The following is a 21,328-nucleotide window of genomic DNA, read 5'->3' as shown; positions in this document are numbered from 1 at the left end:
CACCCCTGGAAAGGCAGAACGTTGACCGGACAGAAGATTCCGCCGCTCGCCTTCGGCTTCGGGGCGCCCACCGGGCTCCGCGACCTGCCCGAGCTGCTGCGCACGACCCGGCAGGCCGACCGCGACGCGCTCGATCTCTTCTCGCTGTCGGACCATCCGTACCTGGGCGACCGCGTGGACGCGTACGCCACGCTCGGCTTCGTCCTCGGTGGCACGGAACGGATCGCGGGCTTCGCCAACGTCAGCAATCTGCCGACCCGCCCGGCACCGATGCTGGCACGGACGGTGACCTCGCTGTCGGCGCTCTCCGAGGGCCGGGTCGTCCTCGGCCTGGGTGTCGGCGGGCTGTGGGACCGGATCACCGCCATGGGCGTGGACCGGCTCTCCCCCGCCGACGCGGTGGCCGCCTTCGAGGAGGCGATCGTCCTGATCAAGTCCCTCGCGGGCGGCGGCCCGCCGGTCACCCACGACGGCCGCTTCTACCGGGTGGCCGGCATCGAGCCCTCACCCGTGGCCGCGCCTCCGGTGTGGACCGGGTCGGTCGGCCCGAAGTCCCTCGCCGCCACCGGCCGCGTCGCCGACGGCTGGATCCCCGGCCACGCGGCGGACTGGCTCAGCGACCGCTACCGGGAGTCGCGCCCGGTCATCGACGCGGCGGCGGCCGCGGTGGGCCGCGACCCGGGCGAGATCCGCACGGTGTTCAACTTCCCCGGCCGCATCACCGAACGCCCCCTGACCGCCACCCGCGACGACCAGGGCCGCTGGATCGGCGGCTCCGTCGACCAGTGGGTCGAGGAGCTGACCGGGGCGGTCCTGGAGCACGGCGCGTCGGGCTTCGTCCTCTTCGCGAACGACTACGGCCACGTGGACCTCACCACGCTGGGCCGCTGGGCCACGGAGGTCGCCCCGGCCGTGCGCGAGGCGGTCGCGAAGGAGCGCGGCTGACGGGCGGACCGACCGCCGGCCGCCTCGGGTCCGGGGCCGGCGTCCGGGACCGCCGGACGGGCCCTAGCCGATCTCGACCACGCGCGCCCAGTCCGGCGGCCGGTCCGGTCGGTAGTCGGGGTCGTTCTCGTACGACGAGCCGGTGCGCGGCCTGGGAAACAGGCCGACGACGGTGCGGCAGTACGGCCGGGCCTCCGGCCAGGGCGTCTGGCCGTCCGTGAGGACGACCACGACGTCCGGACGGGTCCGCAGGGCGGCCGCGAACCCGGTGCGCAGGTCCGTGCCGCCGCCCCCGAGCAGCGGGATCCCCTCGGCCGTGCACAGCGGGTCCACGATCCGCGCGGCCGCGTCGCACGACAGCACGGTGACCAGATCGCTCCGGCCGCCCACGGCGCGGGAGATCGCCGTCACCTCCAGCAGCGCGCTGCCGAGTTCGGTGTCGCTGACCGACCCCGACGTGTCGATGACCACCGCCACCCGGGGCGGCGTACGACGCAGGCTCGGCAGCACGATCCCGGGCAGCGCGACCGAGCGGCGCGACGGCCGGCCGTACGTGTGGTCGGTGCCCCCGCCGGAGCCGGAGGCGGCCGAGCGCAGCGCGGCACCCAGCAACTCCCGCCAGGGCTGCGGCGGGTGGAAGACCTCCTCCGCCCACCGCCGCCACCCCTTCGGGGCGTCTCCCGGCCGGCCGGTGATCCCCTGCGCGACCCGGAAGCGGACCTCGTCCTGTTCCTGCTCGCTGAGGCCGTGCGCGCCGTCCGGGCCGAGGTCCCACTCCCGCTCCAGCCCGTCCGCGCCGCTGCCGCAGTCCAGCCAGGCGGCCATGTCGTCCAGCCACGGCCCGAGCCGGAACTGGCGCAGGTAGTCCTCCATGAGCTCGCCCTCCGACAGCCCCAGCAGCTTCGGCAGGACCGCCCCCTCCGGCTGCGCCAGCCCGTCGCCGTAGACGTCGTCGTTGATCTCGCAGTCGGCGGCGATGTTCATCCGCAGCCGGTCCCCCGCACCGGTGAGCCCACGCTGCTTCGCCACCCGGTCGCCGCGCCCGTGGTGGTCGCGCAGCAGGTGCGCCACCTCGTGCACCCACACCCCGGCGAGTTCCTCGACCGGCGTCCGGGCCACGAAGTGCGGGGAGACGTAGCACCGCCAGTGCCGGTCGACGGCCATGGTCGGCACCCGCCGCGATTCGACGACGTGCAGCGCGAAGAGCGCCGTCGCGAGGTAGGGCCGGACCTTCACGGCGTGCAGCCGGGCGGCGAACAGCTTCTCCCGGTCCAGGGCGAGGGGCGCGGACGGGCCCGGAGTCCCGCCCTCCGCTCCGCCCGTCTCCGCGCCGACGCCCACGCTGGTGTCCGCGCTCATCGGCCCGCCGTCACCGCACGGGCCACCGAGCGGTCCGCGCGGCGGGACACCGACACCGCGCCGGCCAGCCGCTCGATCGCGTCCGGCACGTCCCACTCCTCCTGCCGCAGCGCGGCGAGTGTGGTCGCGGGGACGACGACCAGATCCGGCGCGCCGGTTTCCAGGGCTCGTACCAGCAGCGCCCACGCCGCGTCCCAACGCTCCTTGCTCGGACGTGCCTTGACCGCTTCGACGACCCCTTCCAGCGTGGCCTGACGCCGGTCGCCGCGCTCGGGCAGTTCGGCGTTCTCCGGATCCGCGAGCAGTTCCTCGGGGTCCGGCAGGTCCATCCGGTCCAGCCAGGCGAGCAGTTCGAGCCCCGGACCGTCGCCGACGGTGCCCCGGACGAGCAGCGACAGCACGTCCCGTGAGGAGCCGGCCGCGGTCGCGAAGGCTATCAGACACACCGTCATGTCCCAGCTGCGCGGGGACGGCCAGGGGCCGCCTCGGCGCGTCTCGCTGCCGGGCAGCCGGTGGACGAGCGCGGGTCGGACGTCGAGCAGCCCGCACACCGCGCGCCGGGCCCGGTCCACGGCATCCGGGAGCCGCTGCGGGTCGAGCCGGGGCAGCGTGGCACGGGGCCAGGTCCCGCCGAGGCCGCGCACCACCACCTCGTGGTCGTGGGTCCACTGCAGATGCACGAAGCGGTTGGCCAGCGGCGCGCTCAGCTCCCAGCCGTCGGCCGCCGAGGACCGCGGGTTGGCGGCGGCCACGATCCGGACGCCGGGCGGCAATTGGAGCGAGCCGATGCGGCGCTCCAGGACGAGCCGGAGCAGGGCGGCCTGGACGGCCGGGGTCGCGGTGGAGAGTTCGTCGAGGAACAGCAGCCCCCGGCCCTCCCGCACGAGGCGGACGGCCCAGTCCGGCGGGGCCAGCGGCACGCCCTGCTGCGCGGGATCGTCCCCGACGATGGGCAGGCCGGAGAAGTCGGACGGCTCGTGCACGCTGGCGATCACCGTGGTGAGCGGGAGTTCGAGGGAGTCGGCGAGCTGGGTGAGGGCCGAGGTCTTGCCGATGCCGGGCTCGCCCCACAGGAGGACGGGCAGGTCGGCGGCGACGGCGAGGGTGAGCGCCTCCAGCCGGTCGTCGGGGCGCGGTTCGGTGCGCGTGTCGCGCAGCAGCGCGAGCAGATCGGCCGCGACATCGAGCTGGGAGGCGGAGGGGGCGAGGGGCCGGAGGGCAGGCACGGACGGGGCGAATGTGGCCAAAGAGATCACCTGGGCGTGTGGGAAGGGACGAGAAGACGGTGGGGTGCGTGCGCAGGCCGAGGACCCGCGTCAGGCGCCGGCGGCGTTGCGCGGGCGGGTACGGCGATCGCCGCGCGGGTGGGCGGGACGCCTGCCGACGCGCTTCCGGGGCAGACGGGCGGGTCCGGGCGCGGGGCCGACCAGACCGGCCCGGTAGAGCCCGTACGTGACCCGCCGCTCCACGGCGGCTTCCAGGGCGTCCCGGAGCGGTCCGTCGCGCAGTGTCGCGTCGGGGCCGAGCAGTCCCTCGACGACGGACAGGGCCCCGGCGATGTCGCCGTGGTCCAGACGTTCACGGACGCCGGTGAGGCTGTCCGGGCGGCGGTGCGCGTCGTCGATGGCCCGGAGGCAGGGCAGCGGCGTGCCGGACAGCGCGGCCAGCAGCTCCTCCCGCCGTATCTCGGCCGGGTCGTGGTCGAGCGCGGAGAGGACGCCGTCGACCAGCCCGATCCGGTGCCGGGCGCCCCGGCACTCCACGATGCGCGGCTCCCCCGCCCGGTCCGTCGTACGGGACGGGCCGTCGGACGTCGACCACCCGGGTACGAGGGCGGCGGCGACCAGCGGGTGCAGCCGGTCGGCCTCGATCGCACCGGCACGGATCAGCTCCAGGTCGGGCAGGACCCAGGTGGCCGCGTCCGGCAGGAGCGGCAGCGGGGCACCGTGGCCGCCCGGAGGCCCGTCGGAGATCCGCGGGCCGGAGGCCCCCGTCTCCAGGACCAGCCGGCGGCTCCCGACGCGCACGGCGACGGGACCGTCGGCGTGCCCGTCGGCGCGGAGCAGGATCCCGGCCTCGGCTGCCCACCGGTGCACGGCGCAGCGCCGCAGCTCCGGCGGAACGTCGCCCTCCGACGGAAGGCCGGCCCCGGACCGGAGCGGCAGCTCGTCGGTCCTGCGGGCGTCCCACAGGTGCCGGTGCAGGTCGAACCGGAACCTTCGGCTGGGCCGGGGATGCGGATGGCGGGCGACGAGGTCGTCCGCCCGTGTCCCGTCCCACAGGGCGAGGCTCATCCGCTGCCCGGCGTCCGCCCAGGCCGGCACGGTCCGGACCACCAGTTGCACCGGTCTCGGCCCGTCCCGGCCCGGCACGTCGTACCGGGCGAGCGGGACGGTCAGTCCGGGGCGCAGCAGTCCGTCCGGGGCGATCCTGGGCATGTGCCAGCGCAGCAGGTCGGGCGCCAAGTGCCGCAGATCGGAGCGTACTCGGGACGCGAACGCGCGACCGTGGGCATGCGCCACGGCCCGCAGGTCCAGGTCTACGTCGAAGCCCGCGGCGGCACAGGCCCCCGCCCAGTCACCGACGTGTCGGCGGGCGGTCGCGGTCTCGATCATGGAGGTCGGCACGGCGTACTCGCGCACGCGCGACCAGGAGGAAAGCCGGGTGTCCCCGTTCGCGTGGTCGGTGAGCATCAGCACTCACTTCGCGAAGAGGGGGCCCCCAATCTGGCGAGAGAGGTAGTCATCGCGATCATCGTAACCACGAACCCGGCTCCGGGTCACGTCAATTGAGCGTGACGGGAACGGGACCGTCACTCTTCTTCGTCGCGCCGCTTGTGCCACCGCAGCCACGCGGCGCCCACCACCAGCGACCCCACCGTCAGCACGATCCCCAGCACCGGCCAGTGGCTGCCCGCCAGGCGCAGATCGGCGGCCAGGACCCCCGTGATCATGAGGACCGGGAGCAGGATCGAGAGGCCGACGCGCGCGGCGCCGGCCACGGCCCCCGGGGACAGACGCGAGCGCCGGCGCGGGGCGGAGACGGGTTCGGCGAAGTAGAAGAGCGTCGCACGGCGCATGAGGTCGGCCGTGCCGCGCCTGTACGACATCGCCATGTACGGCAGCCACACGAGCGGGGCGACCAGGCCCGTGAGGATGACCGCGACCAGCAGCAGCCACCGGCCCGCCTGGACGAGCCGGGGGTGGGCCCCGAGCTCCTGGCCGGGAGTGATCACCCCCAGCAGGCGAGCCATCCGGGGAACCAGGTTCCAGAGCGCCGCGAATCCGTGCCGGTGCACTTCGGCCGGGTCGTCCTTCCGGGTGCCCTCGCGGGCGTCCAGAGCCGCTCCGGCCTGCTCGACGTCGTCGTGGACGCCCTGGATCACGAGGAGTTCGGCGGCGCGTTCGCGCGTCCTCGGATCGCGGCCGTCCAGCGCCGCGAGTTCCAGCATCGTGCGGGTCTGGCGCAGCAGCGCGGCGCAGAACGCGACCGGGACGAGGACCATGAACGGGCCGCCGACGAAGGCACCCTCGGTCACGGCGGCCCGGGTGCCCCTGGTCACCACCCGGGCCCGAAGCTCGGCGGGCTCGTCGGCGGGGAGCGCGGCCACCTTCCGGCGCGCCACGGGCCCGAGCCGGCGCACCGCGAACAGGGCGAGGATCTCCGGGAGACTCTGGGGGTCGGCGAGGATCTCCCGCAGCAGGGACCGGGCGAGGAGGTGATCCCCGGCGGAGTCGGCGGTCAAGGCATCAGCGCCCTCCCGGCCCCGGCGGCCGGCGCGGCGCCCCCGGTCGCCGTACACGGGCCCGCGGCCCGGCGCCTGCGGCGAGGGGCCATGTCTCCTCCAGCGGTGGGTACGTCCTCATTCCAGTGAAGGACGCCCACCGCACATCCGCACCCCGGACCACCCACACGGCGCCGCCGGGTAGGGGGTCGGGCGGGTGTCAGGAGAGAGCGGCGAGGATCTCGTCCGCGGCACGGCGGCCGGAGCGGACGGCGCCGTCCATGTAGCCGCTCCAGGTCTCGGAGGTCTCGGCGCCGGCCCAGTGGATCCGGCCGACCGGCGCGGAGAGGGCCGGGCCGTACTGGGTCAGGGCACCGGCGCCCAACCGGCCGCCGTAACAGCCTCGGGTGAACTCCTCGGCGTTCCAGTCCTGTTCCACGACGTCGAAGGGGTGGGCCGCCCGGGGGCCGAAGTACTTCACCAGGGCTCCGACGACGAGTTCGCGGCGCTCCGCCGCGGTCAGCAGACACGCCTTGCGGGCGTGGGCGCCTTCGAGGAAGCCGACGAGCACCCCGCAGGAGGCGTCCTGCGGGGAGTTGTCGAGGACTACGCCGAACGCGTCGTCGACGCTGAGGACAAGACCGTTCAGTCCCTCCGCGCGCCAGAACGGCGTGTCGTAGGCGATGTGGAACTTGATCACCGATCCGGCGGGCATCTGCTGGGTCAGCCCGTCACGGAGCGGGGGCAGCGCGGGGACGTACCGGAGCCGTCCCGCCAGCGTCGGGGGCAGGGCGACGATCACGCGACGGGCCGTGACGCTGCCGCCCTCGAACTCGACGGCAACGCCGTCCTCGTCCTGGCGGATCGTGCGGACCACGTGGTTCAGCCGGACCGCGTCGCCGAGTTCGGCGGCCATCTTCTCGCTGATCAGGTGGGTGCCGCCGACCACACGCCGTTCCTGGGCGCCCCCGGTGGTGGCGATCATCGTCTGAAGGCTCGTTCCGGACCTGATGTAGAAGAGGAAGTGCAGCAGGGAGAGTTCGGGGGACTCCGCGGAGAACAGGGTCGGCACCAGCAGGCGGAAGAACCGTCGGGCGACGTCGTCCTCGGTGTGCGCGACGAGCCAGCCGTCCAGCGTCTGCCGATCCAGGCCCTCGGCGCCCTCGGCCGTCCACGGCGCCTCCGTCGGCACCGTCGAGGCGAGGATCTCCAGCTGCTCCCACAGTCGGCCGACCTCCATGGCCGTCTCCGGGGGAAGGCCGAAGGTCTCGTCGGCGTACCGGACGACCTTGCCGTCGTAGACGGTCATCGCCTCGCCCTCGTCGAAGCTGGGGAAGGTCTCGAGGCCCAGCTCCTCGATCAGTTGCAGTACGACGTCCTGCGTGGGGCCGACCCACTGACCGCCGAGCTCCACCGGAACCCCGTTGTTGAGGAATCCTCCGAAGGTTCGGCCCGCGACCCGGTCACGGGCCTCCAGCACGGCCACGGTCCGGCCCGCCGCCACCAGAGAGCGTGCGGCGCTCAGCCCCGCCAGCCCGGCGCCCACCACGACAACGTCCACGTCGGTCATCTCGCACCCTCCGAGTAAGTCAGTCGCTTGACTGAATACGTAGGAACGGTATTCCTGCTTTCAGCCGTCGACAAGGGTTCGACGGGTTGAATTAATACGGGCGACCGAGTCGCAGGAAGGGGTCGGGCGACGCCACGGACAACCCCTAGGCGTTCCGCCGCACAGCCGCGAGCGAGACGATCATCTCGATCGCCGCGTCGAGGTCCTCACGCGCCCGCGTGTCGTTCGGATCGCACACGTACTGCAGGATCAGGCCGTCCAGCGTCGCCACCACGATCCGGCCGAGCCGGCCGAACGGCACCGCGCACGTCTCGCCGGCCTCCTGGGCGGCCCGCTGGCACCATTCGGCGACGACCGCGCAGTACCGCTCGTACTGCCAGCGGGCCAGGCTCTCCTGCCCCGCGGCACGCAGGGCGTAAGTGGTCAGCTCGTACTGCATGACCTGGAGGTCCGTCCGCCCGACGACCAGCTGCGACCAGAAGCCGACGAGGGCCTGCCGCACGGCGTGCTCCAGACCCTTCCCCAGGTCGGCCGCTTCCCGGAGCACCTCCGCGATCTCGTTCACCACGTCCTCGATCACCGCGCGCAGGAGCAGTTCCTTGGACGGGAACACGTACTGCATGGTGCCGAGGGACACCCCGGCCTCGGCCGCGACCGCGCGCAGGGAGGTGCCCGGCACCCCGTCCCTCGCGAGGGCGATGCGGGCGGCGGCCACCAGCTGCCGGCGGCGGACGGATGCTTCGACGTAGGGCATTGCGTCTCTTTCTCGGTCGTGTGACCGACAGCATCCCCGCCAGGTCTCCCCCGGGGCAACTCCGGTCGTCACCGTCCGCCGGGGAGCCCACTCCGCCTGACCGGCACCCTGTGTCAGGACCGGCCGAAGGCGAGCTCGACGACCTTCCGCCAGTCCACACGCGGCGCGGGAGGCGGGACGCCCGGCCGGTCGCGCGGTACGAGGACCCGCAGGACGCCCGGCCGCAGGGTGCACACGACGGGCGTGGGCATCCGCAGCGCCTCGCCGTCGACCGCCACCGGGATCTCCGCCTCGTCGGTGGTCACCTCGACCCGCTGCGCCGTCGTGACCGTCAGCGCGTCGGACTCGGAGCCCCGTACGGCCAGGTCCGCGGCCTCCGCCGCACCCTCCACCCTGATTCCCAGCACGCCCAGCTCCCCGTCGTCGAGCCTGGGCCTGCGGGCGCCGCCCGTGAACTCGTCGGGCGACTCGTACGCGTTGTTGCTGATCAGGAGGGCCTGCTGGGCGGAGAGCGCCGTGCCGTCGATCCGTGCGTCGAGTCGTCGGACCCCTTCCCCGACCAACAGGTCCGGCATGAGCGCCAGGGCCGTCCCGGCTTTGTCGTCGCGGTACTCGGGGCGCTGCACGATGTCGGCGTACACGCCGAAGGACACGGTGTTGACGAAGGGTCGGCCGTCGACGTCGCCGAGGTCGATCCGCAGTTCCTCACCGTCGGTCAGCGCGTCGAGGCACCGTGTCGGGTCGGAGCGGTCGAGGCCGAGGTCCATGGCGAAGTGGTTGCGGGTACCGGCGGAGACGACGAGGAACGGCAGCCCGTGTTCGGCGGCGACCGCCGCGACCAGCGCCTGGGTGCCGTCGCCGCCGGCGACGCCGAGCAGGTCGGCGCCCTCGGTCACCGCCTCCCGGGCCAGCTCGGCCACGTCGGCGGGGGCGCCGGGGTCGAGCAGGACCACCCGGGCGCCCAGGGCTTCCGCCCTCTCGACCAGCCCGAACCGGCCGACCTTCCCGCCCCCCGACTTCGGGTTCATGATGAGGAACGGCCGCTTCGGCCGGGACGCGACGACCGCCCGCTGCGACCGCTCGGGCCGCGCCCTGCGCAGCGCGTCCCGCGCGCAGACGAGCGCCACGCCCCAGCACAGGATCAGCACCAGCGCCGTCCGCCAGAGGCCGTCGAACGCGTAGAAGACCAGGACTCCGGCGGGCGCGGCGATCGCGACCAGCGCCCCGAGCAGGCGCAGCAGACCGCGGCGGACCAGGAACCACCACAGGCCTGCCGCGCCGAGGACCAGCCCGAGCAGGCCGGCCGCGACGACCTCGAGCCCGCCCTCCCGCACGGAGAGGATCAGCACGACCAGGGAACCGGCCGCCGCGAGCACGGCAAGGCGCGCCGACAGCCGTGCGCCCGCACCCCCGCCGGGCCTCGTCATTCGCCACCTCCCATGGGGCGCACCACCTCTCGACCTGGTCCGAGACCCACCTTGCGCCCTCCCGGACCCGACGGCATCCCGGCCGAAAGGGAGGCCTGGGACACAGAAAGCCGGTCAAGTAGATTTCGACTCTGGTTTGAGTTTACTTTGGGTGCGATGTTTGAGTATCGGCAAGCACCCCCGGTGGCAGGCAGCCGCCCGTTTCCGCACAATTTCCCTATGGGGACCGATGTCGACGCGTTCCTGCGGCGGGTGGCGCAAGAGCTCCGGCCACGGACGAACCAGTCGGCCGACGTCTTGCTGCGGCGCATCCGCAGCGAGCTTCCCGATCCGTCACTGGACGAGGACATCGCCGCCCTCGTGTCGGAGGAGACGACCGGGCATGTCGCCGCGTTCCTGGACGTTCTCGAACACGGCATCGACACCACGGAGTTCACCGCGCCGCCACAGGCCGCGGAGGTCGCGCGCCGGTACGCCCGGATCGGCGTGCCGATCACCACGCTGCTGCGCGCGTACCGGCTCGGCCACCTCGGCCTGCTCCACATGATGCAGGCGGAGATCCCCCGGTTCACCGACGACCCGGAGTTGATCAACACCGCTGCGATGCGGCTGATGGAGGCCGGTTTCGCCTACGTGGACCGCGGCTCCGCGCACGTCGTCGCGGCCTATCAGGAGGAGCGCGACCGCCGGCTCCAGCACAGGCTCCTCCTGACGAACGAGGCGAGCCTGCGGATCGGGAGCACGCTCGACGTCGGCCGGACCGCGCAGGAGCTGACGGACGTCTGCACCGAGGACTTCGCCGCCCTCGTCACCGTCGACCTGCTCGACTCCGTCCTCGACGACGAGGGCGAGGGGGCGCAGACACCGACGGATCCGCCCCTGCTCCGACGCGTCGCCCAGCGCTCGGTATCGGGCGAGTCGCCCGTCGAGTCGCCCGTCGCCGAAGGGCGTACGCACACCTATCCGACCGGCTCGGAGCCTGCTCGCGCGCTCGCCACGGGTCGCGCCGGCCTGCTCCACGCCGCACAGGCCTCCCACTTCCCCTCGGCGCTGCTGCTGCCCCTGCTGGCCCGCGGGGACACCCTGGGCCTGGTCCAGTTCTTCCGCGACGAGAGCGCGCCACCCTTCGACGAGGACGATCTCCTCCTCGCCCAGGAGATCGCGGCCAGGGCGGCGGTGTCCATCGACAACGCCCGCCGGTACACCCACGAACGCTCCACCGCACTCACCCTGCAGCGCAGTCTGCTGCCTCCGCACGCGGTGGAACAGTCCGCCGTCGTGGCGGCCGCCCGCTATCTGCCCAGCGGTTCCCGCGCGGGCGTGGGCGGCGACTGGTACGACGTCATCCCCCTGTCCGGGGCCCGGGTGGCCCTGGTGGTGGGTGACGTGGTCGGCCGCGGGCTGCACGCCGCCGCCACCATGGGCCGGCTGCGGACGGCGGTGCGCGCCTTCGCCGACATCGACCTCATGCCCGACGAACTGCTCACCCACCTCGACGACGTCGTCATCCGGCTCCAGCGCGAGGAGGCACGGGAGGACGGCGAGCTCAGCGCCACGTGCCTCTACGCGGTCTACGACCCGGTCTCCCGGCTCTGCTCACTGGCGAGCGCGGGACACGTGGTGCCGGCCCTGGCCACCCCCGCCGTCCCCGGCGGCGGCGACCGGGCCCCGCAGTCGGCCCGTTTCCTCGACATGCCGATCGGGCCGCCGCTCGGCCTGGGCGGACTCCCCTTCGAGACCGCGCAGTTCGAACTGCCGGCTGGCAGCCTGCTCGCCCTGTACACGGACGGCCTCATCCAGCGGCGGGCGCAGGACGTCGACGCCGCGCGCACCACCCTGTGCGACGTCCTCGGCCGCGCGCCGGGGGCGCCGAAAGAGGTCTGCGACCGGCTTCTCGCCGCGCTGCTGGCCGGCCGTCCCGCCGACGACGTGGCCCTGCTGGTGGCACACACCCTGGCACTCGACCCCGGCCGCGTCGCCACGCTGGACCTCCCCTCCGACCCGGCCGCGGTCTCCGGGGCCCGGCGGTTCACCTCCGAGACGCTGTCCGCCTGGGGACTCGAGGACCTGGCCTTCGGTACCGAACTCATGGTCAGCGAGCTCGTGACGAACGCGATCCGCTACGGCAAGCCCCCCATCCGGCTCCGTCTGATCCGTCAGTCCTCGCTGACCTGCGAGGTCTTCGACGCGAACGCCACCGCGCCGCACCTGCGCCGGGCCCGCACCTTCGACGAGGGCGGCCGCGGCCTGCTCCTCGTCGCGCAGCTCGCGGAGCGCTGGGGCACGCGGCACGGCCGCGAGGGAAAGGTCATCTGGGCCGAGCAGGCGCTGCCGCGTTGAAACCGGACGCCCTTCGCCTCGGCCGCTCCCCCTCCGTCCCCGGCCTTCCCGCCCTCTCTGCCCCTCTCCCGTCTCAGCGAGCCGCCGTGATTGCCATCCTCGTCCTGCTGACCCTGCTGTTCCTGTGGACCGTCGTGTCCGACCGGCTCGCACGGTGGAGCATCACCGCTCCGATCGCCTTCGCCGCGGCCGGCATCCTCCTCAGCGGTCTCGATCACCCGGTCGTGCCTCTGGACGTGGACACCCACACCTTCCAGCGGGCCATCGAACTCGTGCTCGCGGTGATGCTGTTCACCGACGCCACCGAGGCGCGGGACTACGCCCGGCTGCGCGGCCCGGTCGGCGAGGGAAGACTCCTCGGAATCGCCCTGCCGGCCTCCGTCGCGCTCGCCACGCTGGCGGGCGCGCTGGTCTTCCCGGACAGGAGCTGGTGGCTCCTCGCGGTCGCGGCCCTCGTGGTCATGCCCATGGACCTGGCGCCGGTCCTGATGATCCTGCGCGACGAGCGCATGCCGCTGCGGGTGCGGGCCGCGCTCAACATCGAGGGCGGGTTCAACGACGGTCTGATCTCGCCGCTCTTCGTCTTCTGCGTCGCCAACCTCGTCTCCGCCGAGGGCGACACGTTCGGCGACCTGCTCCTCAATGCCCTCCAGGGCGCCGTGTACGCCGCGATCGTCGGCAGCGTGCTCGGGTATCTGGCCTCCCGGGTGGTGCGCCGGGCGCTGGAGTCCGGGTGGGCCAAGCCCGCGAGCCTGCGCTTGGCGGGGCTCGCCCTGCCGTTCCTGACGTACGCGGCCTCCGTCCTCGTCGAGGGCAACGGCTTCGTCGCGGCGTTCGTGGCGGGCCTCTGGTACGCGAACACCGTCCTCGTGATCGGGAGCGACTCCCTCGACCTGGTGCAGGACGTCAGCCACCTGCTGGCCCTGGCGGCCTGGTACGCGTTCGGCGCGCTGGCCGCGGAGGCGTTCGCCGACGGGGTCGCGCTCCAGGTGTTCGCCTACGCGCTGCTGGTGCTGACCGTGGCCCGGTTCGTCCCGGTGGTCGCATCGCTCACCGGCACGGTGTTCAGCCGGGCCGAGCGGGCCGCGATCGGCTGGCTGGGGCCGCGCGGCGTCACCTCGATCGTCTTCGCCGTCCTCGCGTACGTCCAACTCCCCGAGGAGGACGCCGACTTCGTGGTGAACATGACCAGTGCGACGGTGCTGCTCAGCGTGATCCTGCACGGAGTGACCGCGGAACCGGTCGCCCGTTGGTTCGCGCGGCACCCGCAACAGCCCGGTCCAGCACGTGAGACCGACTGAGAGGGCGGCCCGCCGGCCGCCTCCGCCCCGTTAAGGTGCCCCTACCCGTGGCCGGCAACCGATGACCCGGCCACCCGTTCCGCCCGATTCCCCTGAGGATGCACATGTTCACGGTCAATGAGTATTTCGACGGCGCGGTCAAGTCGATCGCGTTCACGCAGGAGCAGGGTGCGGCGACCGTCGGCGTCATGGCTCCCGGGAAGTACGAGTTCGGCACCGCCGCTCCGGAGATCATGCACGTGGTCAGCGGGGCCCTGGCGGTCATGCTGCCCGGCGCCGGCGAGTGGGAGACCTTCGCCGCCGGGGACCACTTCAAGGTCCCCGGCGACAGCAGGTTCCAGATCGAGGTCGCGGTGGAGACCGCCTACCTCTGCGAGTACCGCTGACCCCGCCCCGGACCGTCAGGCGCGCAGCACGGAGCGGCCCGCGAAGCGCGCCGAGTCGCCCAGCTCCTCCTCGATCCGGATCAGCTGGTTGTACTTCGCCGTGCGGTCGGAACGGGAGAGCGAGCCGGTCTTGATCTGACCGCAGCCGGTCGCCACCGCGAGATCGGCGATGGTGGTGTCCTCCGTCTCGCCCGAGCGGTGCGACATGACAGCCGTCCAGCCCGCCTCGTGGGCGGTGGCGACCGCGGCCAGCGCCTCGGTCAGGGTCCCGATCTGATTGACCTTGACCAGGATCGAGTTGCCGACGCCGGTGCGGATGCCCTCGCGCAGCAGCGTCTCGTTGGTGCAGAACACGTCGTCGCCGGTGAGCTGGCAGCGGTCGCCGACGCGGGCCGTCAGCTCGCGCCAGCCGTCCAGGTCGTTCTCCGCCATCGGGTCCTCGATGGAGACGATGGGGTACGCGTCGATGAGCTTGGTCAGGTAGTCGGCGTTCTCGGAGGGGGTGCGGCGCACCCCCTCGCCCGCGTAGTCGTACACCCCTTCGCGGAAGAACTCCGACGACGCCGGGTCCATGATCAGTCCGATGTCCGCGCCGGGGCGGTAGCCGGTGCGCTCGATGGCGGCCGTCACGAAGTCGAGCGCCTCCTCGGCGGTACGCAGCGCGGGCGCGAAGCCGCCCTCGTCGCCGACTCCCGTGGAGTGCCCGGCGGCCAGCAGATCGCGGCGCAGGGTGTGGAAGACCTCGCTGCCCATGCGGACGGCCTCGGCAAAGGTGTCCGCGCCCACCGGGGCGATCATGAACTCCTGGAAGTCCAGCGGATTGTCGGCGTGGGCGCCGCCGTTGACGATGTTCATCATCGGCAGCGGCAGGAGGTGGGCGCCGGCGCCGCCGAGATAGCGGTAGAGGGGCTGGCGGTGGGCCGCCGCGGCAGCCTTGGCGGCGGCCAGGGAGACGCCGAGGATCGCGTTGGCGCCGAGCCGGGACTTGGTTGCGGTGCCGTCGAGGGCGACCAGCGCGGCGTCGAGCCCCGTCTGGTCCGCCGCGTCCCGACCGCGGACGGACGCCGCGATCTCCCCGTTGACGTGGGCCACAGCGCGGTCGACGCCCTTGCCGTGCCAGCGCGCGGCGTCTCCGTCGCGCAGTTCCACGGCCTCCCGGGCTCCGGTCGAGGCGCCGGAGGGGACGGCCGCGCGCCCCAGGGAGCCGTCCGCCAGGACGACGTCGACCTCGACCGTGGGGTTGCCCCGGCTGTCGATGATCCGGCGGGCGGTGACGGTCTCGATGGTGGCGTCGACGGTTCCGACTGCTTGTGCGGACATGGCGGTTCCTCCCCGTTGTCATGTGCCGTGGCCCCGGCTGCGACAACGCTGGCGCTGAGCCCGACGAGGCCAAACCATACAGCAATGCTGTTCAGTTTTGCTGTACAGCATTGCTGTGCAGGTCAGCTGCACACCCAGGCCGGCCGACGGGGTAAAGTGCCCTATGCCCACCTCGGAAGCCGCCGCCATCGCCGCAGAACTGCGCACCGCGATGGGCAAGCTGCTGCGGCGCGCCAAGGACGAGGACCGTATTCCGCTGGGCCAGGCCGCGGTGCTCGGCGCACTCGATCGCAACGGCGCCATGACCACCAGCGACCTCGCCGCCGATCAGCGCGTACGACCCCAGTCCATGGCCCGGTCGGTGGGGCTCCTCATGGAGCAGAACCTGATCACGCGCCGGGCACACCCCACGGACGGCCGCAAGTCGCTCGTCGAGCTGTCGGACGCGGGCCGGGCCGCGCTCGAAGCCGAGCGCGGCCGCAGGGCCGGTTGGCTCGCCCAGGCCATCGAGGCCGAACTCACGGACGAGGAGCAGGCGTTGCTCGCCCGGAGCACCGCCCTCCTGGAGCGGCTCGCCGCACGCTAGAAGATCCTCGCCGGGGAACGGGACCTGTCCCGGTCCCGGGACCGTGTGACCGGGCTCGCTAGTTGGCACCAGGGCACGTTCACGACCTGCACTGATGCCAAGTGGCCTCAGCAGCCGGAGCCGCAGAATCAGCGAAATGGTTGGCACTTTGGTACAGCGCAGGTCATGAGGATATGAACGCGACAACACATCGCCGTGTTGTTGTGAGGCGAGAAGCTGTGCTGGACGGCAACCCGTGGCTCCAGCCCTCGGTACACGCCGGCGGGTCCGGAGCACGTTACGAGGCCGCAAGGACCCGACCGCTGCCGTGACCGGCCAGGAGGTCGCTCGAGTTGTCGGCCCGAGCCGGTCCCGCAGGCCGTGTCGTGGGCACGCGGTGTAGCGGACGGCCAGTTGATCACCCCATGTGCGCGTTGAGGGCAGACGTCAGAGCCGCCGCCAGTGTCAGCACGGCTGCGAAGGTGACAGCGGCCCGGGCCAGAGCGGACGGATAGGAGGCACCGTCGAGGCGCGCGAGCTTGCCGGCGACTGCGGCAGCCAACAAGGCGAATTGAACGACCAGCGCTGCGGCGAACAGAAGAAGGGTGTGACCGGGCACTGCGACTCCAAGCTGCTGGGTGGTTTCGACGCATCCCAGAGTCGGAGAGGTTGTGTTCGCCATGGTTCGGCCGGTGGAAGATGAACACCTACGAACGGGTCGCATGGAAAGGCCTTGCCGGGTGAACGATGGGACGTGGGAGCGTGAGGCGGCGCTGACCGAGCTCCGCAGGCGGCTCGACGACGGCTTGGCAACGCTCGGTCTGACCAAGACCCAGCTCGCCGCCCGCGCGGGACTGGGCCGCACAACAGTCCAGGAGGCGTTCAACCCCAAGGCTCCCGTTGCCTCCCCCGGAACGGTGGCCTCGCTGTCGAACGCGCTGGGCCTCCCGGAAACCGAGCTGCTGCGCCTGAGGCGCTTCGCTGTCGGAGAGGACGCAGCGGTATCTGAGGCAGAACCGATCGGAAGGCCGATCGCGGAGTGGGACCCGCATCATCTGGAGGTTCATCCTGCTGGCACCGGCGAAGGCCACTTGCCCGGCTCTGCGCTCTCCGGATATGTACTCCGCAACCACGACCGGGTCCTGGCCGAAGCGGTGTCAGCGGCAGCGTCGGGCGATCGACTGATGGTGGTGCTGGTCGGGTCCTCCTCGACAGGCAAGACGCGTGCGTGTTGGGAGGCCGTGCAACCGCTGGGGGCGAAGGGGTGGCACCTGTGGCACCCCTTCAACCCGACGCGTGCCGAGGCGGCGCACGACGAGCTCGCCCATGTGGGCCCGCACACTGTCGTATGGCTGAACGAGGCCCAACATTATCTAGGAGACCACAGCTACGGAGAGCGCATCGCTGCCGCCCTCCATGCCCTGCTCACCGCTCCAGAACGTGGTCCCGTACTGGTGCTGGGCACTCTGTGGCCCGAGTACGCACGTCAGTACACCGCCCAGCCGACCCCTGGGCTTCCGGACCCGCACAGCAGAGTGCGCGAACTCCTCACTGGCCGGGTCGTTCACGTCCCCGATGCCTTCGATGCGAAGGCACTCCAGGAAGCAACCGCACGGGCACGGACCGGCGATCAACTTCTCGCCGACGCGCTCGGACGAGCTCGCAGAAGCGGTCGAGTGGCGCAGGACCTGGCTGGGGCCCCTCTTCTGCTTCATCGCTACCTCACCGCGTCTCCTCCCGCCAGAGCCGTACTGGAGGCGGCCATGGACGCCCGGCGTCTCGGCGTGGGGCTGCATCTGCTCCAGGACTTCCTGACCGAGGCGGCGGTCGACTACATCGACGAGGAGGACTACGTCACCCTTCATCACACGAGGGACTGGGCCCAAGACGCTCTGGACGAACTGGCAGAGACCGTCCACGGCAAACAGGCTCCACTGCGTCCGGCCAACACGCGCCCCAAGCAGCGTCCGCCCGGAGACATCCCGTCCGATGAGTCGGGCGTCACCGGTCCGGTGTTCCGCCTTGCCGACTATCTGGAGCAGCATGGCCGTCGCACTCGGTCCCGGCTCTGTCCGCCTGCGTCGTTCTGGAGTGCAGCCCTGTCACATCTCACACAGTTCGACGACCTCAGCAGCCTGGCGGCAGCCGCCAAGAGCCGTCACCGCCTCCAGTGGGCCCACCATCTCCAACGCCGAGCTGAGCTGGAGCGTGCCGGCGTGACGGGAGGTCTCAGAGGGGAAATCGACGAACGCCACGACCTCGAAAAGGAAACAGCGCTTCTCTGGTCGCGAGCAGTGGGCGGAGACCCCGACGGCGCGGAGGCCGCAGCCCGGATCACAGCTGCTTCCGGATCCCCCATGGGTTTGCATGTGATGGGCATCTGGCGAGCGGAGGCCGGGGACAGGGCCGCTGCCGAAGCGCTGCTCCGCCAGGCGGTCGAGGCCGGCTGGTCAGCGGCTCTGCGCGACCTCGCCATGCTGCGGGACGATGCCGGGGACCCGCAGGATGCGGAGGCTCTTGCCATCAGAGCAGCGAAAGCGGGTCATACGGAGGCCCTGCGGAGTCTGGTGAAGCGACGGGAGGAGTCGGGGAACAGTGCAGCCGCGGAGGCCCTGGCGCAGGCGCTGGCCGACACGGGATCCCCGACGACTCTGCGGGCTCTCGCTGTGCGGCGCCAGGAAGCCGGCGACACAACCGCCGCTGAGGCTCTCTTGCGGTACTGCGCCGAAACGGGTGACGTTCCCAGCCTGCACCCACTGTGCCTGCTTCGTGAGGATGCCGGGGACCACGAAGCCGCAGAAGTCATGGCGCGGCAAGCGGCCGCCGCCGGCAACTCCGGTGCGTTGCACGCCCTGGCCATCCGCCGCTTGAAGGACGGGGCCACCGAGAGCGCCCACTCTCTCTTCCGCGAGGCTGCCGACATCGGCGATACCAAAGCCACACGCGCCCTGATCTTCCTGTCGGAACGGGCCGGACAACACGAAGACGCGGAAGCCGTAGCGCGACAAGCCAGCGCAACCTGCCGCCGCCAGGCCCTTCGCGACCTCGCAGTCCTGCGGGCAAAGGGCGGCGACATGACCTCCGCCGAGACTCTCTTTCGGGAGGCCGCAGCAGCGGGGCACCCGTACGCCCTCGGGGAACTCATTCGATGGCACGACGAGAACGGCGATTCTGCAGAGGCCGAAGCCCTCGCCCGGGAAGCTGTCCACACAGACATCAACAAGCGCCACCCGTTGCACGAACTGGCACGCTGGCGAGACAGAAATGGCGACGCGGCGAGCGCCAGGGCGCTGTACCGCGAAGCCGCCTGTCTTGGACATCACGACGCCTTGATGGAGCTGGCCGTGTCATGGGAGAGGGCCCGAGACCTCCGTGCCGCTGAAGCCGTATACCGCGAGGCAGCGGATGCCGGCAACGTCGACGCTCTGCGCGCGCTAATTGCGCGGCACACCGACCGGGGAGAGCAGGCAGAAATCGAGGCTCTCCATCGCGAAGCCGCCGACTCAGGCAACGCCCGGTTCTTCTCCCTCGATTCGAGATGGCCATCCGGACTGGATCCGGATGGCCGCCCGACGCCTCCTTGGAACAAGAAAACCCGCCGCCGGGACCTGAAGTTCGGAGGCGGTGGGTGAGGTTCGGTGAGGGAGCGCGTGATGAGTTGGGAGTCGGTCTTGTTGATCAGGCCGAGGCGCCCGGATTCCTCCACCAGGTGGCGGCAGACGGCGGAGCCCCTCTCACACTGTCGGCGGCATAGTGGCGGCTCAGCAGGTGCTACACCCCTGTCTGGCCCGCCATTGCTCCGCCCGTCCGACCCGCGTCACTACGCTGAAGAGACTTCAGGTCGAGGACTCATGTCCCTGCTCGACGCCGCGGAGGGAGAAGGATGTGGCGCCGCCCTCCGTCGCGGACCCAGGCCCAGAGGCCCTGTTCCCACTTGCATTCTCCGCGCCTATCCTCACGATCAAGCAGCGAGGGGGAGGGCGCGTGGCAGGCGAGGCGACAAGCTGGCAGAAGGAACAGATCAGCCGCGCGTACGTACACGCACTCGCTTCCCAAGGCGGTTACACCGTGGGCGAGTGGAACGTCGACAAGGACGGCGTGGACGTCACCCTCCGGGATCGCGGCCTGATGATCGACTTTCAGCTCAAATGCACTCAGAGTCCACGCATTGTCCGAGGCGGGTACAGCTTCGATCTGGATGTCGAGACCTACGACAAACTGCGCAGCACAGAGCGCTCGGCACCTGGGCACCTGGTTCTCTTGGTGGTGCCGCCGAACCTCGAGCTCTGGGTCACCCAGCACACCGATTCTGTCGTACTCGCCTGTCACGGGTACTGAGCTTGCTTACACGGGCGCAGCTCGACGGACAGCCGCGCCACGACAGCAGTCAGTCTCCCGGTGGAGCAGCAGCTCTCGGTGAAGTCCATGCGCGGCATGTTCGACATGGCGCGCGGCATTCTCCTGTCCGGCAGCACGAGGGTGAACTGACATGGCTACCGACATGCTTCCCTTCGGGTCCGACGAGATCCGGAGCTATCTCAAGGTCACCGGCTGGTCCACCGTGTCCGGTGGTGACGTAGCCGAACTCTGGCGCCGGCCAGGGCCGACCGAGGAAGTCGTGCTCGTCCCCATGAAGCCGGGAGCGCCGGACTTCGGGAAGCGTGCACGCATGCTCGTCGAGGACCTGGCGCGAGTCAGCGCCGAAGACACGCGGACCGTGCAGGACGCTGTCGCGTCCGTGTTCCACGACGTCACGGACCTCAGGGCCTCCCACCCCACCATTCACGACGGATCGATTCCGCTGGACGCCGGATTCGAGTTGTTCCAGTCCGCCAAGCGCCTCCGCGTGGCCTCGGCCACAGCCACCATCCGCCGCCAGGGACACTTTCGCAATTTCCCCACCCGCGCCCGCGACCAGGCCCGCGACGTCCGCCTCGGACAGACCCGCAAGGGCTCCTACATCGTGCCCATCATCAGCCAGGCGCGGTCGCCACTGGACGTGTACGAGCGGGGACAGGAACAGATCGGCATCGAGGTCGAGGAGACGCTCTTCGACCGACGAGTCACCGCGACCATGTCCCGCGCCCTGGGCGTGCTGGAGGAAATGGCGACCGCCGAGCGGGTTCCCACGCCCAGCGAGATCACGGATTCCATCGGGGAAGGCGTCTCATACGAACTGTGCCAAGCCCTGTCGAAGGTCGTGAACAGCGACGGGGTCGACAGGCTGGACGTCACTTTCAACTGGTCCCGTGTGGCGGCGGCCCCGCCCGGCACTCCACATGAGGTCGAGTTCGACCGCGATGCCATCGCGATCGTGGAACGGGTATCCGACCAGCTCAAGACGAGTGTCTATAGTCGCGAGAACGTGATCTACGGCTTGGTCACCGACCTGAACCGGCATCCGGACGATGAGACAGGCAGGGTGGGCGTCCAAGTCCTCATCCAGCGACGCACCCGAACGGTCTGGATGGATCTCCCCGACGCCGGCTACCACGAGGCAGTCCGCTGCCACGACTCCGGGATCCCCGTACGTGTCCGTGGGGTGCTCAACAGCCCACCCGGAGGAGCGGCCACCATGCAGGTCGCCGATTTCGGGCCGGATCCGTCCCTGGGGCAGTAACGCCAGTTCTTCCGCAA

The 21,328-nt window shown here is 71.6% G+C and carries 17 protein-coding genes; 8 read left to right on the top strand and 9 right to left on the bottom strand.

The genetic code is table 11. The features are described from left to right. The first annotated feature begins 21 nt into the window (after positions 1 to 21). Entirely contained in the window at positions 22 to 945 is a 924-nt protein-coding gene (locus R2D22_RS34330; protein ID WP_318109110.1) for an LLM class flavin-dependent oxidoreductase, read from the top strand. Positions 946 to 1,008: 63 nt separating this feature from the next. Here R2D22_RS34330 and R2D22_RS34325 read toward each other — a convergent pair whose 3' ends face one another. The 7 genes from R2D22_RS34325 to R2D22_RS34295 all read right to left on the bottom strand — a co-directional run bounded on the left by R2D22_RS34325 (position 1,009) and on the right by R2D22_RS34295 (position 9,779). Then, on the bottom strand, positions 1,009 to 2,304 hold the full coding sequence (locus tag R2D22_RS34325) for a vWA domain-containing protein (RefSeq protein ID WP_318109109.1): 1,296 nt from the start codon (positions 2,302 to 2,304) through the stop codon (positions 1,009 to 1,011). Further along, positions 2,301 to 3,551 carry an AAA family ATPase gene (locus R2D22_RS34320; RefSeq protein WP_318109108.1) on the bottom strand — a complete coding sequence of 417 codons (1,251 nt, stop codon included), beginning with the start codon at positions 3,549 to 3,551 and terminating at the stop codon, positions 2,301 to 2,303. The genes R2D22_RS34325 and R2D22_RS34320 overlap by 4 nt, the downstream gene beginning before the upstream one ends. Before the next feature lie 69 nt (positions 3,552 to 3,620). Then, entirely contained in the window at positions 3,621 to 4,997 is a 1,377-nt protein-coding gene (locus R2D22_RS34315; protein WP_318109107.1) for a hypothetical protein, read from the bottom strand. Between the two features lie 119 nt (positions 4,998 to 5,116). Continuing rightward, complete coding sequence (locus R2D22_RS34310; RefSeq protein ID WP_318109106.1) at positions 5,117 to 6,049, bottom strand: hypothetical protein; 933 nt, start codon at positions 6,047 to 6,049, stop codon at positions 5,117 to 5,119. Between the two features lie 199 nt (positions 6,050 to 6,248). Next, entirely contained in the window at positions 6,249 to 7,598 is a 1,350-nt protein-coding gene (locus R2D22_RS34305) for a flavin monoamine oxidase family protein (protein WP_318109105.1), read from the bottom strand. A 145-nt stretch (positions 7,599 to 7,743) separates the two neighbouring features. Further along, the gene (locus R2D22_RS34300; protein WP_318109103.1) at positions 7,744 to 8,352 is read right to left on the bottom strand and encodes a TetR/AcrR family transcriptional regulator; all 609 of its coding nucleotides are present in this window, start codon (positions 8,350 to 8,352) and stop codon (positions 7,744 to 7,746) included. A 113-nt stretch (positions 8,353 to 8,465) separates the two neighbouring features. Next, positions 8,466 to 9,779 carry a diacylglycerol/lipid kinase family protein gene (locus R2D22_RS34295; protein ID WP_318109101.1) on the bottom strand — a complete coding sequence of 438 codons (1,314 nt, stop codon included), beginning with the start codon at positions 9,777 to 9,779 and terminating at the stop codon, positions 8,466 to 8,468. 219 nt (positions 9,780 to 9,998) lie between these two features. Between R2D22_RS34295 and R2D22_RS34290 the strand changes: the two genes are divergently transcribed. From R2D22_RS34290 to ppnP, 3 genes are all read left to right on the top strand, one after another. After that, the gene (locus R2D22_RS34290; protein ID WP_318109099.1) at positions 9,999 to 12,119 is read left to right on the top strand and encodes an ATP-binding SpoIIE family protein phosphatase; all 2,121 of its coding nucleotides are present in this window, start codon (positions 9,999 to 10,001) and stop codon (positions 12,117 to 12,119) included. A gap of 86 nt (positions 12,120 to 12,205) precedes the next feature. Next, on the top strand, positions 12,206 to 13,420 hold the full coding sequence (locus tag R2D22_RS34285; RefSeq protein WP_318109098.1) for a cation:proton antiporter: 1,215 nt from the start codon (positions 12,206 to 12,208) through the stop codon (positions 13,418 to 13,420). Between the two features lie 104 nt (positions 13,421 to 13,524). Then, a complete protein-coding gene (ppnP, locus tag R2D22_RS34280; protein ID WP_318109096.1) occupies positions 13,525 to 13,806 on the top strand; it encodes a pyrimidine/purine nucleoside phosphorylase in 282 nt (93 codons plus the stop codon). Positions 13,807 to 13,821: 15 nt separating this feature from the next. Here ppnP and eno read toward each other — a convergent pair whose 3' ends face one another. After that, positions 13,822 to 15,126, bottom strand: a complete 1,305-nt coding sequence (eno, locus tag R2D22_RS34275; RefSeq protein WP_318109095.1) for a phosphopyruvate hydratase — start codon at positions 15,124 to 15,126, stop codon at positions 13,822 to 13,824. A 163-nt stretch (positions 15,127 to 15,289) separates the two neighbouring features. Between eno and R2D22_RS34270 the strand changes: the two genes are divergently transcribed. Further along, positions 15,290 to 15,712, top strand: a complete 423-nt coding sequence (locus R2D22_RS34270) for a MarR family winged helix-turn-helix transcriptional regulator (RefSeq protein ID WP_318109094.1) — start codon at positions 15,290 to 15,292, stop codon at positions 15,710 to 15,712. A 397-nt stretch (positions 15,713 to 16,109) separates the two neighbouring features. On the opposite strand, the gene R2D22_RS34265 is transcribed toward R2D22_RS34270, so the two are convergent. Next, positions 16,110 to 16,373, bottom strand: a complete 264-nt coding sequence (locus R2D22_RS34265) for a hypothetical protein (RefSeq protein ID WP_318109092.1) — start codon at positions 16,371 to 16,373, stop codon at positions 16,110 to 16,112. A gap of 58 nt (positions 16,374 to 16,431) precedes the next feature. Between R2D22_RS34265 and R2D22_RS34260 the strand changes: the two genes are divergently transcribed. From R2D22_RS34260 to R2D22_RS34250, 3 genes are all read left to right on the top strand, one after another. Beyond that, positions 16,432 to 19,323: a helix-turn-helix domain-containing protein gene (locus R2D22_RS34260; RefSeq protein ID WP_318109090.1), complete on the top strand. Its 2,892-nt coding sequence runs from the start codon at positions 16,432 to 16,434 to the stop codon at positions 19,321 to 19,323. A gap of 352 nt (positions 19,324 to 19,675) precedes the next feature. After that, positions 19,676 to 20,029 carry a DUF4365 domain-containing protein gene (locus R2D22_RS34255; protein WP_318109089.1) on the top strand — a complete coding sequence of 118 codons (354 nt, stop codon included), beginning with the start codon at positions 19,676 to 19,678 and terminating at the stop codon, positions 20,027 to 20,029. Positions 20,030 to 20,180: 151 nt separating this feature from the next. Next, positions 20,181 to 21,311, top strand: coding sequence for a hypothetical protein (locus tag R2D22_RS34250; RefSeq protein WP_318109087.1), 1,131 nt, complete (start codon positions 20,181 to 20,183; stop codon positions 21,309 to 21,311). Positions 21,312 to 21,328 lie beyond the last annotated feature (17 nt).

The sequence above is a fragment of the Streptomyces sp. HUAS YS2 genome (assembly GCF_033343995.1).
Classification (GTDB): Bacteria; Actinomycetota; Actinomycetes; order Streptomycetales; family Streptomycetaceae; genus Streptomyces; species Streptomyces solicathayae.
The sequence above is the reverse complement of the archived record's forward strand: the minus strand, read 5'-3'. Positions and strand labels throughout refer to the sequence as shown.

Coding starts and splice junctions, on each gene's coding strand:
- R2D22_RS34325 (WP_318109109.1), bottom strand. CDS start 2,304: ATGAGCGCGGACACCAGCGTGGGCGTCGGCGCGGAGACGGGCGGAGCG.
- R2D22_RS34315 (WP_318109107.1), bottom strand. CDS start 4,997: ATGCTCACCGACCACGCGAACGGGGACACCCGGCTTTCCTCCTGGTCG.
- R2D22_RS34305 (WP_318109105.1), bottom strand. CDS start 7,598: ATGACCGACGTGGACGTTGTCGTGGTGGGCGCCGGGCTGGCGGGGCTG.
- R2D22_RS34300 (WP_318109103.1), bottom strand. CDS start 8,352: ATGCCCTACGTCGAAGCATCCGTCCGCCGCCGGCAGCTGGTGGCCGCC.
- R2D22_RS34295 (WP_318109101.1), bottom strand. CDS start 9,779: ATGACGAGGCCCGGCGGGGGTGCGGGCGCACGGCTGTCGGCGCGCCTT.
- R2D22_RS34290 (WP_318109099.1), top strand. CDS start 9,999: ATGGGGACCGATGTCGACGCGTTCCTGCGGCGGGTGGCGCAAGAGCTC.
- ppnP (WP_318109096.1), top strand. CDS start 13,525: ATGTTCACGGTCAATGAGTATTTCGACGGCGCGGTCAAGTCGATCGCG.
- eno (WP_318109095.1), bottom strand. CDS start 15,126: ATGTCCGCACAAGCAGTCGGAACCGTCGACGCCACCATCGAGACCGTC.
- R2D22_RS34270 (WP_318109094.1), top strand. CDS start 15,290: ATGCCCACCTCGGAAGCCGCCGCCATCGCCGCAGAACTGCGCACCGCG.
- R2D22_RS34265 (WP_318109092.1), bottom strand. CDS start 16,373: ATGGCGAACACAACCTCTCCGACTCTGGGATGCGTCGAAACCACCCAG.
- R2D22_RS34250 (WP_318109087.1), top strand. CDS start 20,181: ATGGCTACCGACATGCTTCCCTTCGGGTCCGACGAGATCCGGAGCTAT.